The 16,913-nt window shown below is 32.6% G+C and carries 14 protein-coding genes and 3 tRNA genes; 9 read left to right on the forward strand and 8 right to left on the reverse strand.

What is annotated here, in order from left to right:
• Positions 1 to 381, forward strand: a complete 381-nt coding sequence (locus LPC20_RS09115; protein WP_229324676.1) for a RidA family protein — start codon at positions 1 to 3, stop codon at positions 379 to 381.
• Positions 382 to 431: 50 nt separating this feature from the next.
• Here LPC20_RS09115 and LPC20_RS09120 read toward each other — a convergent pair whose 3' ends face one another.
• From LPC20_RS09120 to LPC20_RS09135, 4 genes are all read right to left on the reverse strand, one after another.
• Positions 432 to 1,283 (reverse strand): N-acetylglucosamine kinase, encoded by an 852-nt coding sequence (locus LPC20_RS09120; protein ID WP_229324678.1) that lies wholly within the window; start codon positions 1,281 to 1,283, stop codon positions 432 to 434.
• A gap of 142 nt (positions 1,284 to 1,425) precedes the next feature.
• Positions 1,426 to 2,430, reverse strand: coding sequence for a type I glyceraldehyde-3-phosphate dehydrogenase (gap, locus tag LPC20_RS09125; protein WP_229324680.1), 1,005 nt, complete (start codon positions 2,428 to 2,430; stop codon positions 1,426 to 1,428).
• Positions 2,431 to 2,482: 52 nt separating this feature from the next.
• Positions 2,483 to 3,469 (reverse strand): 6-phosphofructokinase, encoded by a 987-nt coding sequence (pfkA, locus tag LPC20_RS09130; RefSeq protein ID WP_229324682.1) that lies wholly within the window; start codon positions 3,467 to 3,469, stop codon positions 2,483 to 2,485.
• A gap of 191 nt (positions 3,470 to 3,660) precedes the next feature.
• Positions 3,661 to 8,091 carry a translocation/assembly module TamB domain-containing protein gene (locus tag LPC20_RS09135; RefSeq protein ID WP_338083177.1) on the reverse strand — a complete coding sequence of 1,477 codons (4,431 nt, stop codon included), beginning with the start codon at positions 8,089 to 8,091 and terminating at the stop codon, positions 3,661 to 3,663.
• 195 nt (positions 8,092 to 8,286) lie between these two features.
• Here LPC20_RS09135 and tsaD point away from each other — a divergent pair, with 195 nt between their 5' ends.
• The 7 genes from tsaD to LPC20_RS09170 all read left to right on the forward strand — a co-directional run bounded on the left by tsaD (position 8,287) and on the right by LPC20_RS09170 (position 14,096).
• Complete coding sequence (tsaD, locus tag LPC20_RS09140) at positions 8,287 to 9,309, forward strand: tRNA (adenosine(37)-N6)-threonylcarbamoyltransferase complex transferase subunit TsaD (RefSeq protein ID WP_229324686.1); 1,023 nt, start codon at positions 8,287 to 8,289, stop codon at positions 9,307 to 9,309.
• A 4-nt stretch (positions 9,310 to 9,313) separates the two neighbouring features.
• Positions 9,314 to 10,024: a 16S rRNA (uracil(1498)-N(3))-methyltransferase gene (locus LPC20_RS09145; RefSeq protein ID WP_229324688.1), complete on the forward strand. Its 711-nt coding sequence runs from the start codon at positions 9,314 to 9,316 to the stop codon at positions 10,022 to 10,024.
• Between the two features lie 4 nt (positions 10,025 to 10,028).
• Positions 10,029 to 10,670, forward strand: coding sequence for a DUF4159 domain-containing protein (locus LPC20_RS09150; protein ID WP_229324690.1), 642 nt, complete (start codon positions 10,029 to 10,031; stop codon positions 10,668 to 10,670).
• Positions 10,670 to 11,179 (forward strand): TrmH family RNA methyltransferase, encoded by a 510-nt coding sequence (locus tag LPC20_RS09155; protein WP_229324692.1) that lies wholly within the window; start codon positions 10,670 to 10,672, stop codon positions 11,177 to 11,179. Before LPC20_RS09150 ends, LPC20_RS09155 begins: the two co-directional genes overlap by 1 nt.
• Positions 11,180 to 11,251: 72 nt before the next feature.
• Positions 11,252 to 12,343 (forward strand): AI-2E family transporter, encoded by a 1,092-nt coding sequence (locus tag LPC20_RS09160; protein ID WP_229324694.1) that lies wholly within the window; start codon positions 11,252 to 11,254, stop codon positions 12,341 to 12,343.
• A 2-nt stretch (positions 12,344 to 12,345) separates the two neighbouring features.
• On the forward strand, positions 12,346 to 13,527 hold the full coding sequence (locus LPC20_RS09165) for a class I SAM-dependent methyltransferase (RefSeq protein WP_229324696.1): 1,182 nt from the start codon (positions 12,346 to 12,348) through the stop codon (positions 13,525 to 13,527).
• Between the two features lie 2 nt (positions 13,528 to 13,529).
• Complete coding sequence (locus tag LPC20_RS09170) at positions 13,530 to 14,096, forward strand: hypothetical protein (RefSeq protein ID WP_229324698.1); 567 nt, start codon at positions 13,530 to 13,532, stop codon at positions 14,094 to 14,096.
• A gap of 223 nt (positions 14,097 to 14,319) precedes the next feature.
• Here LPC20_RS09170 and ddpX read toward each other — a convergent pair whose 3' ends face one another.
• Positions 14,320 to 14,949 (reverse strand): D-alanyl-D-alanine dipeptidase, encoded by a 630-nt coding sequence (ddpX, locus tag LPC20_RS09175; RefSeq protein WP_229324700.1) that lies wholly within the window; start codon positions 14,947 to 14,949, stop codon positions 14,320 to 14,322.
• A 133-nt stretch (positions 14,950 to 15,082) separates the two neighbouring features.
• Between ddpX and LPC20_RS09180 the strand changes: the two genes are divergently transcribed.
• Complete coding sequence (locus LPC20_RS09180) at positions 15,083 to 16,534, forward strand: redoxin domain-containing protein (RefSeq protein ID WP_229324702.1); 1,452 nt, start codon at positions 15,083 to 15,085, stop codon at positions 16,532 to 16,534.
• A gap of 109 nt (positions 16,535 to 16,643) precedes the next feature.
• On the opposite strand, the gene LPC20_RS09185 is transcribed toward LPC20_RS09180, so the two are convergent.
• The 3 genes from LPC20_RS09185 to LPC20_RS09195 form a co-directional block, all read right to left on the reverse strand.
• Positions 16,644 to 16,717: transfer RNA gene (locus tag LPC20_RS09185), tRNA-Arg, on the reverse strand.
• Between the two features lie 13 nt (positions 16,718 to 16,730).
• Positions 16,731 to 16,805 (reverse strand) — tRNA-Pro (locus LPC20_RS09190).
• Between the two features lie 19 nt (positions 16,806 to 16,824).
• Positions 16,825 to 16,908: transfer RNA gene (locus LPC20_RS09195), tRNA-Ser, on the reverse strand.
• Positions 16,909 to 16,913 lie beyond the last annotated feature (5 nt).

Below are 16,913 nucleotides of genomic sequence, written 5' to 3' on the forward strand. Positions count from 1 at the left end.
ATGAAAACAATTATTTTTACTGAAAAAGCCCCAGCACCTATCGGACCTTACAATCAGGCTGTATTAACAGGAAACACACTTTACACTTCTGGGCAAATTGCAATCAATCCATCTACAGGAGAATTGGTAACTGACTCTATCGAAACAGAGACGAAACAAGTAATGGAAAATTTAAAAGCTGTTTTAGAGGCAGCAAACATGACATTTGAAAATGTAATAAAATCTACTATTTTCATTTCTGACATGAATGATTTCACTGCCATCAATTCTATTTATGGGGCTTATTTTGACGAAAAGTCAGCGCCAGCCAGGGAAACTGTTCAAGTAGCAGGTTTACCCAAAAATGTGAACGTTGAAATTTCAATGATTGCAGTACAATAAAAAAATGCCTTAGTGAATTCACTAAGGCATTTTGCTATTCTATGTTATAATTATTGATTAGCAACATGGTAGGCTATCAAACCATCAATTGGTCTTCGCAATACGTTTCCTAATTTAATTTGGTATTTTTCAAAGGTTACTTCTAATTCGTCTTTCAAGTAGAAAGCAATAGATCCTACAAAATGTACTGGCACTTCTTGATAATTATCAAATTGCTTGATATAATTTTTCACAAAAGACTTCATCCCTTTATAGATAATTTTTTTACAAAATGGATCTTCTTTATGTTGAATTAAAAATTTAGCAAAAGTAGCTAAATAAGCATTTGGGTTAGATTCTTTATATAACTTACTTTTAATATAATCAGGAGACATATCGTACTCCTTCTCAAATTCAACTGCTAAATGTTGTGGCATTTTGTTGAAATAATATTTTCTAATTAGTTCTTTTCCAAAAACATTCCCACTACAATCATCCATGATAATATATCCTAACGATTGTACCTTTTGATGCAAATCTTTTCCGTCAAAGAAACTACAATTAGAACCCGTTCCTAAAATACTTACGATAGCTTTTTCCCCTTTAGGAGTAGTTGCAAAAACAGCCGCATAAGTATCCTCTTCAACAGAAACAATTGCATTAGGAAAATAGGCTTGAAAAACCTGAGAAAGAAATATTTTCATTCGTTCCGTACCGCAACCTGCTCCGTAAAAGAATAGATGAGTCGCCTCATTTTTATTTTGTAGTATATCAAAACGGTCATTCAAACGCTCAACAACTTCTTCTTCATTTAAAATTTCTGGATTTAACCCTAAGGTTTGAGTAGTAAATAAAATTTTACCACTTTCATCTATTGCAATCCAATCAGCTTTGGTTGAGCCACTATCAACAATTAATTTCATCTTTTGGTTTCTTTAGGTTTTATTTTTGAAATTTAAAGTTATAAAATTAAACTTTTTATAACAGTAAAGAAATAGGGAAATAGTAAAAAAATAAAATCCCGTTACAATAAACAATAACGGGATTTTATTGAAAAGGTTTTGATTATTTTAAACCTGAAATATGAACAGATAAATCAATTAATTTACTTGAATATCCATACTCATTATCATACCAAGAAATAATTTTGAAGAAAGTAGAATTCAAACCAATTCCAGCTTTAGCATCAATAATTGAAGTTCTTGCATCAGAAACAAAATCATTAGATACTACATCATCTTCAGTAAATCCTAAGATTCCTTTCATTGTAGTTTCAGAAGCTTTTTTTAATACAGCCATGATTTCAGCATACGAAGTCTCTTTAGCCAATTTCACAGTTAAATCCACTGCAGAAACGTCAACAGTAGGAACACGCATTGACATACCAGTTAATTTTCCGTTTAATGAAGGAATTACAACTCCTACTGCTTTAGCAGCTCCTGTAGAAGAAGGAATCATATTCACTAATGCGGAACGACCACCTCTGAAATCTTTTCTAGAAGGACCATCATTAGTCATTTGAGTTGAAGTGGTAGCGTGAACTGTTGTCATTAAACCTTCAACTATTTCGAAGTTATCGTGAATTACTTTTGCCATTGGAGCCAAACAGTTTGTAGTACAAGAAGCATTAGAAACAACTAAATCTGTAGCTTTTGCAGTTTCGTGATTCACACCCATTACAAACATTGGCGCATCAGCAGAAGGAGCAGAAATAATTACTTTCTTAGCACCACCTTTGATGTGCTCAGTTGCAGTTTCAACAGTGGTGAAAAAACCTGTACATTCAGCAACAACATCAACATCAACTTCATTCCATTTCAAATCTGCTGGGTTTCTTTCAGCAGTAATTCGAATGTGTCTTCCATTTACATATAATTTACCTTCTTTTACTTCAACAGTTCCATTAAAACGACCGTGAACAGAATCGTATTTTAATAAGTAAGCTAAATGATCTACATCTAGCAAATCATTGATTGCAACAACCTCAACATTATCTCTGTTAAACGATTCTCTGAAAACTATTCTTCCAATTCTTCCAAAACCGTTTATTCCTAATTTTACTTTTGACATTTTAAATTTATTTTTAGTTTGTGTAAATATTTAATTTTTTAGTTGAGTATTATTATATAGAAACTATATCGGATACTCTTAACAACTCTTTATCAATTTCAGAGTGACCTTTTATTGCTTGTTCTAAAGGAGTTAATGTTATTTTATCTTGGTAAATTCCCGCCATATAATTTGATTTTCCTTCCAATAGCGATTCGACAGCTTTAACTCCTAATCTACTCGCTAAAACCCTATCAAAACAAGATGGAGATCCACCACGTTGCATATGACCTAGAACAGAAACTCTTACATCATATTCTGGTAAATTTGATTCTACATAATCTTTCAATTCAAAAACGCTTTTACCAATCTTGTCTCCTTCTGCAATTACTACTATACTAGATGATTTTCCAGTTGCCTTACTTTTCTTAAGTGAATCTAATAATCGCTCAAGTCCCATATCTTCCTCTGGAATTAAAATCTCTTCAGCACCAGCACCAATTCCTGCATTCAAAGCAATATGTCCAGCATCTCTTCCCATTACTTCTACAAGAAACAAACGATTGTGTGAACTAGCTGTATCTCGAATTTTATCAATAACCTCAACTACTGTATTCAAAGCCGTGTCATATCCTAAAGTGAAGCTGGTCCCAAAAATATCATTGTCAATAGTACCTGGAATTCCAATTACAGGAAAATTATACTCTGTATTAAACAACAAAGCACCGGTAAAACTTCCATCTCCACCAATAACAACAAATGCATCAATTTCTGCTTTTACCAAATTATCGTAGGCCTTTTTTCTTCCTTCTGGAGTTTTGAATTCCATAGAACGAGCCGACTTTAAAATTGTTCCTCCTTTATTAATAATGTTGTTCACTGTTCGAGGGCCCATTTCTTTGAAGTCTCCTTCAATCATACCTTGATAACCTCTATAGATTCCTACACATCCAATGTTGTGGAAAGCACAAGTTCTAACAACTGAGCGAATTGCAGCATTCATTCCAGGGGAATCACCACCGGAAGTTAAAACTCCTATTTTTCTAATTTTGTTTGACATTATTGATAGTATTTGGCGCTAAATTAAGAAACATGAATTAGTTTCAAAGCGATGTAATTAATTAATTATTGAACTGTAAAGAATTCAAACGTTTTCGTTAATAAGTTTTAAAATATTAATTTATAAATGGTATTTAATTACGAAAATGTAATTATTTCGTGATATTCTAACGATAAATCTATTTTCTAAGATTAGTCTTCCTCAGGAGCAAGTCCTTCCCTATTTTGTTTAGGTAATTCTTTGGTAGGTTTTTTGGAGTTTGAAAAATTTATAAAATCAGGAGACAACTCTGAATCTGGATTTAAATATTCGGAAGGTATCGTTTGAATTACACGGTTTCTCTTAAACATTTTTTGAATTAACTCTCTGAAAGTATCAAAATCAACCTGATAGGATAAACCAATTCCTTGGGTATATCCAATACCTTGACCAATAAAGTTGATGTCATTCTCTTTATTAAAAATTCTGGCATTTAAATCCCCTTCTTGATCTAATCTCCAAAGTAATTCTACATTTCCAACAAAAGCGGTTTGGTTAATTCCTCCAAAAGGAACTCCTAGCTTCCCATTAAAAGTTATTCTTTCATTAATTTTTGAAGACACTGAAGCTTCAAATCGACCATCTGTCTCTCTTCCCAATCTCCTATCTGCTCCTACTACATTAATTCCAACTTCGAATTTATCATTATCTGATTGAATCAAATCTCCTAAAAGTCCAGCTGCTGTTTCAAATAAACTTCCAGAAATATCATTTTGATTGATTCCCTCTGCACTAAGGAAACTCCCAGTTGAAAGTAAGTAAAGCGCTTGAGTTTGTCGAACTTCTTTATCGTATAGCTTGGTTTGGATTTCTGATTTAAGTACATTACTAACTGTTGGGAACTCAATATTAAAATCAGGTTCCGGACTCATTAAATCTCCCTTTATACCAATTACAACCTCTACCGGGACTTTTCTATTAAAGGATGTATTATCAATTAACAAAGATGGGTTCGCTGTAGTTTTGTAAACTGCCTCTAAGTTTAACAATGCCTTAAGTGGGTTTCCGTCCCATGAAATAGAACCTCCTTTTTTTACTGAAAAACGTTTGTTTATGCCTGTAGTTCTAAAGTTATAAGTTCCCTCGTAAGCTTGGAAATCGCCCCACATATTGAACTTACCGAGTGTGTTTATCTTAAATAAAAGTGAACCATTACCCTTACCTTTCATACCATGTCCTGAACTTCTATCAAGAATAACCTCAACTTCTGCGTCCGGGGTTATATTGAAATCAAACTCTAATTCTAATCCTTTATAATCTCTTTGATTTGTTACAATTCCTTTTTGTAAGTTGTACTTTTCTTTAGGCGTTATAAAATGTAAAAAAGAATTGTCTCCAACCTCCTCTGCATTATTAATTGGAATTTTTACCGAGGTCCCTTTTTCGGACTTGGCATCAACCGAAATGAATAAACTAGTAGTTGGACCTGTAATTTTTGCCGTTCCGTTAATGAATGCCGTTCCAAAATAAGCAGCATCTTCACTATCTTTGGTATCTAAAGCTAGTAATCGTTTTGAGTTTAAGCTAAGATCCAACTTCCAATCCGAAAAATTCTTGTGCTCAATTACTCCATTTAAAATTCCTTTTGTTCCAAATTTGGAGTCAATCAAAAGATTGTTTCTAAACAAAAATCTTTCATCTGTTAAGTCAACTATTGTTTTATCAACTAGATTATAATCTGTTCCAAGATAAGAAATTCCCATACCAGCCTTGTCAATAAACAACCTTCCATTAATTTCAGGCTTATTTATATTTCCTTGTATAGTAGCATTCCCAGAAACAAATCCACGTATGTTAGATAAAACCTCTCCTCCTACGGGGCCTAAAGTTGCTAAATTAAATTTATCAAGCATTACTCGTAAATCGAAAACAGTTTCATCATTGATAATTGAAAGGTTTCCGCTAGTATTAAATGATTCAAAATTGTCATTTTTAATAGAGGATGCTATAGCAAAATTAGAAAGGTTTTCGTCTCCAGTAATATTTAATGAAAGGGCGCCAAGGTTATTTTTATTCAAAATAAACTCTGATATATTCAAATTAGCTGTAGGTCTGAAAATTTTATTCTCTTGATTGAAGTTAATTTCTCCGTTGATACTACCATCGAAAACAAATAGTTCATTATCTGGGGTAATTTTATTGAAATTCACATCTTTAAAACTTAATTTTAAGTCTTTATAATTGGAACCTTTTAATTTACCTAACAACTCAATACGTTGATCTTCGTGAGATAGGATGATATCCTCAATAGTAAACTCATTTAAATTTTTGTCAAAAACGATACGATTATCCTGCGTATCATTCTCATTTAAGAACCATAAATAATCTTTAAACTTAACTTCCGATTTACTTATCCCGACAACATTTTTATTATCCTTGTTAATCGTGTGATACAAGTTTAAATTGAAATAATCTTCACCTTTATTTCCTCCTTTAAATTCAGTTCTAAAGAACAATGAGTCTTTCATTGTTACATTAATTAAACTAAAATCTCTAATTTTATAGAACTTAGATTTGATTGAATCCATTTCTACATAGGCATTGTATAGCGGATTTTGATTATCAACAGTAACTCTAATATTGTCTAATGTATTTTCTGAAGCAACAATCTGTGGAGAATTAAATTTAAATTGAAATTCATTTTTATCTGAATTTATAACGCCACTCATCTTCGTATTTTCACCAATTGAAACTTGAGGAAAAAATACTTCCACAATTTTATTATTGATAGACAAATCAAAATTCAAAAACTGACCTTTGTCTACTTTATTAGGCTTGTAATTAGCATACAAACTACCTAATGAGTTTTCGATCAAATCTTGAAGTTGGTTGAACTTATATTTTCCTTCAATTTTACCTTCAACAATATCAGGAGAATTAACCGTTATTGTTCTATTGTTGGCACTATCAAAGCTCGAGTTTATAGAAAAATCATCAAAATAATATACCGATTTAGAATTGGTATAGGTTGTTTTATTTACAAAAACGTTTCCTCTAATATTATCTATTGAATTCCCTTCCACTTGAGTTACAATATCTCCTTTTAAGACCGATGTGGAATCGTTTGTGAATTTAAGATTGTACAAATTTGCATTATCAATCGCTAGATGAAAATCAAAACGACTGTCTTTTTTTGACCAATCAATTAAACCATCAAAACTTACATTTAAATTAGGATCATTTATAGTCAAATTCCCTTGATAAATTGGCATTTTAAAGGTGCCATTAACCTCTAAATTAGAATACGAATACTTATTGTAATCCAATTGTGAAATAGCGCCTTCAATTTTGGTATTTAAATATTTGTCGGTAAAACCAATTCCGTCTATTGAAAGGTTGGCACTAATTTTCCCTAAATCGTCTTGTGCTACTAAAGTACCTAAATCAAACTGTTCCAAAACAACATCACCAACATAGGCTGCTTTGTCTATAAAATCAATGTTGCTCATCACAAAATCAGTTGAAACAAGCCCCAAACCAGAGTTCATTTTAAAAGCAGCATTGATTGTTTTAGCAGTAAGTTCTGTTGTGCCCACTATGTTAAATTGCCCCAACCGTTTCATTTCGACTGGTAATTTCTTACCCAAAACATTAGGTAATAAAACCGCTAGATTATCATAGCTTGACGAAAGCGTCTTAAACTTCCCTTTCATGTAAAACTCTTGATCTTTAGAAGGAAATAAATTCTTAAATCGAATGGCACCAATCATTTTACTTTTTTGAGAATCAACTAAATTCAGTTGATTTAATTTCAAATCATTTAGAGTTCCAGAAAGATTAGTTTTGATGTAGAAAAATTGGTTTTTACCTAATTCATTATAAAAGCAACGAATATCATTACTAGCCAATGTGGAGGAAGCTAACTGAACATCAAACTGGACTTTATTATTAAAATCCGAAAAATCGGAAATTTTATAATTCAACACTACATTAGCTTTGATTTCAGAATTTTCCTTTGTCTCCACTAGTAACTTGGTAAGCTTTATTTGCTTTTTGGTATAACTTAAAACTCCACTTAACTTTTTAACATAAACGCCTCTATGGTCTAAAAATGACATTTTGAGAATGTTGGTATTCACATCAGGTCCGTACAATTTAAAATCAGATAATTGAATATTTAACTTGGTAAAATCAACATCTTTAGGAATTACACGATTTTCATCAAACACAGTAAAATGTCCCTTGGTAATAGTAGCTTGTTTAGCAGTCAATAAAAAATGTTTCCCTGTCGAAGTAGTGTCTTCTCCAAAGGCATTAACAAAAACATCTAAATTAGTAAGCTTTTCTTTTTTGTAAGTTTTAAGATGGAAAACTAAGCCGTCCAAATGCAAATCACTAAAAATCAAATCCCCATCGAGAAGTTTTTTACCATCCGAAATGGTAGTTTTGATTCGATTGCTAAAAATCAAAGTATCTTGATGGTGATCCCGAATTAGTACTTTTTTAAATTTAACACTGCCAAAAGGAGATATGGCTACTTGTCCAACAGATATATTAGTCCCAAAATCGTTATTAAGTGTTGTAGTGACGTACTGTGCAATTCGAGTTTGCACCACTGGTAAACTTAATGTAATACCAAGCAAAAGCAAAAAGAGAACCAACCCAATTAGCGTAAGTGATACTATTTTTTTGACGTTTTTGATACTAATGTCGATTAAGTTGTTTTTAATTCTATTTTACTTTTCTAAAGAATAGGCTTTAAATAAAAATTCTTTAATTTTGGCAACGCTGAAAATAGATACAGCACGCCAAATATAATTTAAAATTCGCGCTTTTTTATGCAAAATTCCGAGGTTTTTATTCTTGCTATCGAAAGTTCCTGCGACGACACAGCTGCAGCGGTTTTACACAACAACAAAGTAGTGTCTAACATTGTTGCTAATCAATTGATTCACAATCAATACGGTGGTGTTGTTCCAGAATTAGCCTCGAGAGCGCACCAACAAAATATAGTTCCAGTAATTGATGCAGCACTGCGAAAAGCAAATATACAAAAAGAACAACTCTCTGCAATTGCATTTACCCAAGGTCCTGGCTTAATGGGGTCTTTACTAGTTGGTAGTTCTTTTGCTAAATCATTGGCTCTAGCATTACAAATTCCTTTGATTGCGGTAAATCACATGCATGCGCACATACTAGCTCATTTTATTGACGAAGAAGGTTTTGATAAACCTGAATTTCCATTTTTAGCATTAACTATTAGCGGCGGTCATACCCAGATTGTTCGAGTTGATGGTTTCTTCAACATGACTATTATTGGAGAAACTACAGACGATGCTGTTGGTGAAGCATTTGACAAAAGTGCCAAAATACTCGGACTTCCTTATCCTGGCGGACCTTTGGTTGACAAATATGCACAATTAGGAAACCCAAAAGCTTTTGCATTTACGAAACCTAAAGTACCCGGATTGGATTTTAGTTTTTCAGGATTGAAAACTGCTATTTTATATTTTATCCAAAAAAACAAACTAGAGAATCCGAATTTTATCGAAGAAAATAGAGACGATATTTGCGCTTCCATTCAACATACAATTATTGAAATTTTAATGGGCAAATTGAAATTGGCAGTAAAAGAGACAGGTATCACTCAAATAGCTATTGGCGGAGGTGTCTCAGCTAATTCCGGAATTCGAAATACACTAAAAGAAGCCGAGAAAAAATACGGTTGGACAACTTTTATTCCTAAATTTGAATACACTACAGATAATGCAGCTATGATTGGAATCGTAGGATATCAAAAATATTTACACCAACAATTTGAAGACTCTTCAGTAGTCTCAAAAGCACGAATCCAATTCTAAAACTATGCAGTTATTTTACAATACCACCATAAACGAGTCAACTGAAAGCTTAATTTTTGACAAAGAAGAAAGCAAGCATATTATTAAAGTATTACGTAAAAAAGACGGGGATATATTATTTGTAACTAATGGTTTAGGGTATTTATTTAAAACGGAAATTATTTTAGCATCCGATGCTAAATGTACGGTTCAAATTGTTTCTTTTGAAAAAGCGCCAGAACCCAAAATACAGTTACATTTAGCCGTAGCACCTACTAAAATGAATGACCGTTACGAATGGTTTTTAGAAAAAGCAACCGAAATTGGTATTCAAGAAATTACCCCAATTATTTGTGATCGTTCCGAAAGAAAAGTAATCAATACCGAGCGTTTTGAAAAAATCATTCTTTCTGCCATGAAACAGTCTAACGCTTTATTTTTACCAAAACTAAATCCTGCGATTTCGTTTAAAGATTTTGTAAAGCAAAAAAAGGAAGGTCTACAGCTTATCGCACATTGTGAAGAAACGGATAAAAAGTCACTAAAATCGGTAATACGTGCCAATGAAAATGCCACCATTTTGATTGGTCCTGAGGGTGATTTTTCAGATAAGGAAATAAATTTAGCTATCGAGCACAATTACCTTCCGGTTACTTTAGGAAATACTCGATTGCGAACTGAAACCGCAGCTATAGTAGCCTGTCACAGTGTTGTTTTTCTAAACGAAAACTCCTAACTTGATGAAGCAAAAACTAGTCTTGCTCTTTGTAGTACTTGCGATGAATTGTTTTTCGCAAGAAATTGCTCTGGTTAAATACCGTGGTGGAGGTGATTGGTATGCTAATCCAACTTCTTTACCCAATCTAATTCGTTTTTGTAATTCAACTATCCAAACTACAATCAAGGGTAAGCCAGCTATAGTTGAACCCAATAGCCCTAATATATTTAGCTATCCTTACCTTCACCTTACTGGTCACGGAAATGTAGTTTTCAATACCGATGAAGAAATAAATATAAGGAACTATTTAAATTCAGGTGGGTTTCTTCACATAGATGATAATTATGGTATGAACGAATACATCAGAAAAGCCATCAAAAAATTGTTTCCAGCTGAAGATTTAATTGAAATCCCTTCAACTCATCCTATTTTTCAAAAACCTTTTTCTTTTCCAAATGGATTGCCTAAAATTCACGAACACGATAATAAGCGGCCTCAGGCTTTGGGAATTTTTGTAAAAAATAGATTGATTTTGTTGTACACCTACGAATGCGATTTAGGTGATGGATGGGAAGATGCCGAAGTCAACAACGACCCTATAGAAGTGCGCCAGAAAGCACTTAAAATGGGAGCTAATATTATATATTACATTTTCAATAATTAATGCAACTTACCCACGAAAATACTCGCTTTGTAAAAAGAAAATTTCCTGTCACAATTGTTTGCGATCGTATTTATTTTCAGCAAAACATTGGTTCTTTATTCCGAATTGGCGAAGCCTTTGGCATTGAAAAAATAATTTTCATCGGTAAAGAAATTCCGCTCACTCCCAGAAAAATAAACAAAACATCCCGAAGCACTCATTTACAGATTCCGCATTTTATTATCGAAGAAACAAATGACGCTATTGCTTTATTGTTGAAAGACCAATATGAAATTATAGCTCTAGAAATAACAAGTACAAGCGTTCCAATTCAAAAAATTACTACACCTAAAGACCAAAAAATTGCTTTGCTCATAGGTAATGAAATTGATGGCGTAAGTGAAGCATTATTAGCAATTGCTAACCAAACTACTCATATAACAATGTACGGAAATAATAGTAGTATGAATGTGGTTCAGGCTACTAGTATTGCATTGTATGAAATTAGCAATCGACTGAATGAAATCTAAAAAGTCAATTGCTTCTTTTGAAAGTTTTCCTATCTTTATCTTTTAATAGCTTTTCAAACCTACTACTGCCCAATGATTACATCTAAAACAATTGCAAACGGAATTTTAAGATCTATAGGTTTTTTAGTATTGATTGCTATCTCACTATATTTTTTATACCAAATTCAAGCGGTACTTATTTATTTGATTGTTTCGCTAATTTTAACATTGATTGGAAAACCAATCATGAGTTTTCTACAAACACGTTTGAAATTTCCGAATGTAGTAGCATCAGTCACAACATTAGTTTTCTTTTTTCTTTTATTCGTAGGATTTATTTCTTTATTTATTCCTTTGATTTTATCACAAAGTGAAAGTTTATCTTTACTCAATACTGCAAAAATAGAGCAAAACATTGACCAACTTCTGCATCAAATAGTCGTGTTTTTAGACAATCATAACATTGATTCGGCTCGATTTTTAAGTGAAACCGATATTAGTTCAAAAATAGACTTCAATTTCGTACCCGAATTATTAAATACTATTCTCAATACAATTGGAAGTTTTGGAGTTGGATTGGCTTCGGTATTTTTTATCACTTTCTTCTTTATGAAAGACAAAGTTCACTTTATTGAAAACCTAAAAAAATTAATACCGGATACCCACGAAGAGCCTATTCTAAATTCCTTAGATAAAATCAATCATTTGTTGTCTCGCTACTTTATTGGCTTGTTATTACAACTAGGAATCGTTTTTATTTTGTATTTAATTGTGTTGTCCATCTTTGGGATTTCGAATGCGTTTATAATTGCATTTTTGTGTGCGGTACTCAATATCATTCCTTACATAGGTCCGTTAATTGCGTCAATAATCGCTGCGATTTTAACTATGATTAGTCATTTAGGAAATGATTTTCAAACAGAAACATTACCCACAACTATCTACATTTTGATTGGCTTTTGGATAGTGCAATTAATTGACAATAATTTATCCCAACCCATAATTTTTTCTAAAAGTGTCAGCTCGCATCCCTTAGAAATTTTCTTAGTTATTTTAATTGCTGGTTTTATATCTGGTATTTTGGGAATGGTTATCGCAGTTCCTTTGTACACGATTTTAAAGGTTATTGGTAAAGAATTTTTTCCTAATAATGTTGTTATTCAGCTTATTACCAAAAACATATAATCTTGGATTTCAAAATTTTAAACCCTGAAATACAGCAATTCATTGATAGCCAATTAGGAGTTTCAATTCCTCAATTAGCCCTTCAAAAAAATCCATTTCCAGATATTGAATGGATTACTATTGTAAACCAAATTGAAGCGAAAGCAAAAGCAAGAACAAAGCTACCCACTTGGTTTAACACGGCTAACATCCTGTACCCATCTAAAATATCTGTTGAACAAACTTCCTCAGAAAGAACAGCCGAATACAAGTCGGGTTTGCTAAATGGCTCAAGTTTAATTGACCTTACGGGTGGTTTTGGGGTAGATGATTATTACTTTGCCAATACGATGAAAAGTGTGACTCACTGCGAAATCAATTCAGATTTATCAGAGGTTGTCAAACACAATTTTAAACAATTAGGAGTTACTAATATTGACTGCATAGCGGGTGATAGCTTAACTACTTTACAAACGACTACTGAAAAATGGGATTGGATCTACATCGATCCTTCTCGACGCAATGATGCCAAAGGCAAAGTATTCATGCTAAAAGACTGTTTACCAAATGTACCTGAAAATTTAGATTTGTATTTTGAAAAATCAGAGGCTATTTTAATAAAAACCGCTCCATTATTAGATCTAGCAGCAGGTCTATCAGAACTACAAAATGTAAAAACAATTCATATTGTGGCTCTGGAAAATGAAGTTAAAGAGTTGCTTTGGGAATTACATAAAAATTACTCCGGTGCTATTAGCATCAAAACGGTAAATCTTACAAAAGAAGGAGATATCACTTTTGAATTTATTCTTGACCAGGATAGTGCCGATGCTAAATATTCATTACCAAAACGCTACTTATTCGAGCCCAATAGTGCCATCATGAAATCAGGCGGTTTCAATGAAATTAGTTCGCAGTACCAACTTGATAAATTACACAAACATTCACATTTGTATACCTCAAATGAAGTATTCAATTTTCCTGGACGTATTTTTGAAATACAGCATATTATTCCCTACACAAAAAAAGAAATAAAAATTCATCTCGAAAATTCAAAACTCAACCTCACAACTCGCAACTTTCCTGAAACTGTAGAAAACATTCGAAAAAAATGGAAAATAAAAGACGGTGGAGATTCCTATTGTTTTTTTACAACCGATATGAATAATGATAAAATAGTTTTACTTTGCAACAAATTACAATAACCATGAAAAACCTATTATTACTTGCCCTTTCCCTAATCAGTTCAGCAATTTTTGCTCAAAAACCATGCGAATACACTACTAATGTAACCGATTCTATTGGAACATATAAAACGACCAAAGAATATATTATTGCAGAGAAAAATTTTGCAGGAACATCTAATTATATTTTCTTTTCATTGGCTGTATCTGACGGAATGCCTTTATTAAATGTGCAACTTATTCAAAAGAGTAAAGACTTTATTAAAGCCAATTGTTTTGATAAAGATTCTAAGATTTTCTTACAATTAAACAATGGTAAAGTAATAACCTTATTGCATATTGATCAAGAAAATTGCGGGACAGTATTGCGAGATGATAAGGGTTTTGACAACAGAATAACTCCGGGTACTTTTATGTTTATGAAAGATAGTTTTGAGGAATTGAAAAAATCACCTGTTTCACTAATGCGTATTAAATTCCTGACAGATGTTGAAGATTACATACTCAAAAAACAGTTTACATCAGAAATGAATAATGAGGTATATGAACCTGAAACTTATTTTATGCAAAATATCCACTGTGCGGAATAAATAACCCTTATTCAAAATAGCATCTGCTTGACTTATTTGGATTCTCTGTGATTAAATAATTACCGCAAATTCGCAAATTTTTTCACCTTTCAAAGTATCAAGAAATACTATAAATGCTATCATATCCTTATGAAAAGCGTTCTGTTTTGACTAAACTAAACTGATAATTTTGTGCAACTTAGTGCCTTCTTAGAAAACCTTTGTGATTAAAAATTAACCTATATTAATCACAATTCCATTTAGCATTAGAAACCTTCTCCTTGGAAGCATTTTTTACATTATAATGCCACCACTCAGAATCAAAAGAAATAAAATTACTTTTTCTCATTATTTTTTTCAGAAGCAATCGATTCTGTTTTACTTCATCTGGAAGATTCTCATAGAAATGACTCGCTTCTGGACCAAAAAAATCAAATGATGTTCCCATGTCTAATTCTGCTCCAGTACTATCGACTAAAGTAATATCAACTGCTCCTCCTCTATTGTGAATCGAACCTTTTGCAGGATTTGCGACATATTCTGGATTGGGTATAATTTGCCACATTTTTTTTTGAATATCTAATGGACGATAACAGTCATAAATCTTTATACGATACCCTTTTTTCATGAATTTCTCGTTGGCTTTTACTAAAGCTTTTACTGTTTTAAAACGTAAAAGACATTCTGGACAATCATAGACTTTTGCTTTCAAAAAATTATCCGCCGTTGCATACTTCATATCGTAAACAAAATCAGCACTATAGTCTTTCAGATTCACAAAAGAAGAATCTGCAATCGTTTCATCAGTCTGGGCATGAATGGTGTTTATTGTTGAGAAAAAAAACAAAAAAAATAAGGACCAAAGAGTTCGCATGGCAAAATTTAATATTAATTATCTGTTAAAAGTATTTATTATTTTTGACTCTTTAAGCGTGTATGAACTAAATTTGATTCCAATAAAGTAAAACCCATAAGAAAAACTTATTTTTGGTTAAAATTAGATAATTATGAAAACCCAATCGCTCGTATTCTCTTTACTTTTTTTACTCTTTAGTAATTCTTTTTTTGCACAAGTCAAAAAGACGATTCCTGCAAGCCAAATTGAATTTCAATCTCCGGAATACGCTAATAAGATGTATTATATAGCGAGTCATTACGGCAAATATCAAACCTTGTTAGATTCCGTAAAAGGAACAGCTGACGGAAAATTAATCTTCAAAAAAGACCAAAAATACATTGAAGGTATCTATATGTTAGTAACACCTGACAAGAAGATAGATCTAGAGTTTTTGATGGACAATGAACAAAAATTTGCCATCAAAGTTACCAATCCAACCGAAAAAACGTTGGAGATACGTAATTCCAATTTGAACCAAGATTTTGCTAATTTCAATTCCTTTTTTAGAACTAAAATGGAAGTTATCAAAAACTTAGAAAAAAGCTTAGCCGATAAAAAGACCAAACAAGATAGTGCATTCGTAATTACTGATTTAAAGAAAATTCAAGCAGAGATTAACTTGTTCAAAAATGAGTATATCAAAACTAATTCAGGAAATACGATGGCGCTTTTGTTCAGTATGAGCCAACCAATTGACAACTTTTTAAACAAAGCCGAAGAAGAAAAACTGGCTACTAAAACCGACTCGATCGCTTACTTAAAAAAGCATTTTTTTGATGGAATTAATTTTAAAGACGCACGACTATTGCGCAATCCCTTTTTAGAAAACCGAATCACTACCTACTTCAACACCTTTATCCCTGTTACTCCTGAAGCAGTAACTCAGGAAATTACACAAATTTTAAACCAAACGGACCAACCCAATGGAGAAGTATTTAAATACCTGAGTTTACATTTCATTGATTTGTATGCTGAAGCAAAAATCATGGGAATGGATCGAGTATTTATTAATATTTACAATAGCTTTTTTAAGAACAAAGAATATCCTTGGTTACAACTCAAACAAAAAGAGTTTTTCAAATTTAAAGTATCGAGTATCAAGGATAATTTAATTGGCGATAAAGGTAAAAACCTATTCATGCTAACTCAAGATCAAAAACGAATTGATTTATACGATATTAAGGCTAAATATACGGTTGTTGCCTTCTGGGATCCTACTTGCGGACATTGTGCGACCGAAATTCCAAAAATGCTTCAATTGTATGAAACCGAATGGAAGCAAAAAGGCGTAGTCGTTTTTGCCATAAACAACAATACGAACGAAATGGCAAAATGGAAAGAGTTTATTGAAAAAGAAAAACTATCCAGTTGGATTAATGTGTACCCTGCTCCCGTAGTTACAGGGAATTACACCAAGGAAGATGTTGATTTCCAAACTTTGTATAATGTGAGACAAACTCCAGTTATGTATCTTTTGGATCAGGACAAAAAAATTATTGCTAAAAAAGTAGGTCCTGAAAATTACACCAAGATTATAGAGCAATTGGAAAAGAAAAAATAAGTGTGCAAACTATATATTGGATCATATAATTTAAGAAACCAAAATACAATTAATAACAAAATAACTACCAAAAACAAAAAAACCTACTGTTTCCAGTAGGTTTGTAATGTGATCGCAGAAGGATTCGAACCTTCGACCGCCTGCTTAGAAGGCAGGTGCTCTATCCAGCTGAGCTATGCGACCAGTCTTATTGTTGTCGGGGTGGCAGGATTCGAACCTGCGGCCTCCTGCTCCCAAAGCAGGCGCGATAACCGGGCTACGCTACACCCCGAAAAAGCAAAATTAAAAAGCGGAGAGACAGGGACTCGAACCCTGGCGACGATTGCTCGTCGACAGATTAGCAATCTGCTCCATTACCACTCTGGCACCTCTCCAAGCT

The organism is Flavobacterium ammonificans (genome assembly GCF_020886115.1).
GTDB classification, from domain to species: Bacteria; Bacteroidota; Bacteroidia; order Flavobacteriales; family Flavobacteriaceae; genus Flavobacterium; species Flavobacterium ammonificans.

Bases quoted from the DNA above. Each gene is read 5' to 3' on its own strand.
- LPC20_RS09145 (WP_229324688.1), top strand. From the start codon at position 9,314: ATGCAGTTATTTTACAATACCACCATAAACGAGTCAACTGAAAGCTTA.
- ddpX (WP_229324700.1), bottom strand. From the start codon at position 14,949: ATGCGAACTCTTTGGTCCTTATTTTTTTTGTTTTTTTTCTCAACAATA.
- LPC20_RS09160 (WP_229324694.1), top strand. From the start codon at position 11,252: ATGATTACATCTAAAACAATTGCAAACGGAATTTTAAGATCTATAGGT.
- LPC20_RS09155 (WP_229324692.1), top strand. From the start codon at position 10,670: ATGCAACTTACCCACGAAAATACTCGCTTTGTAAAAAGAAAATTTCCT.
- LPC20_RS09180 (WP_229324702.1), top strand. From the start codon at position 15,083: ATGAAAACCCAATCGCTCGTATTCTCTTTACTTTTTTTACTCTTTAGT.
- pfkA (WP_229324682.1), bottom strand. From the start codon at position 3,469: ATGTCAAACAAAATTAGAAAAATAGGAGTTTTAACTTCCGGTGGTGAT.
- LPC20_RS09120 (WP_229324678.1), bottom strand. From the start codon at position 1,283: ATGAAATTAATTGTTGATAGTGGCTCAACCAAAGCTGATTGGATTGCA.
- LPC20_RS09115 (WP_229324676.1), top strand. From the start codon at position 1: ATGAAAACAATTATTTTTACTGAAAAAGCCCCAGCACCTATCGGACCT.
- gap (WP_229324680.1), bottom strand. From the start codon at position 2,430: ATGTCAAAAGTAAAATTAGGAATAAACGGTTTTGGAAGAATTGGAAGA.
- tsaD (WP_229324686.1), top strand. From the start codon at position 8,287: ATGCAAAATTCCGAGGTTTTTATTCTTGCTATCGAAAGTTCCTGCGAC.
- LPC20_RS09150 (WP_229324690.1), top strand. From the start codon at position 10,029: ATGAAGCAAAAACTAGTCTTGCTCTTTGTAGTACTTGCGATGAATTGT.
- LPC20_RS09170 (WP_229324698.1), top strand. From the start codon at position 13,530: ATGAAAAACCTATTATTACTTGCCCTTTCCCTAATCAGTTCAGCAATT.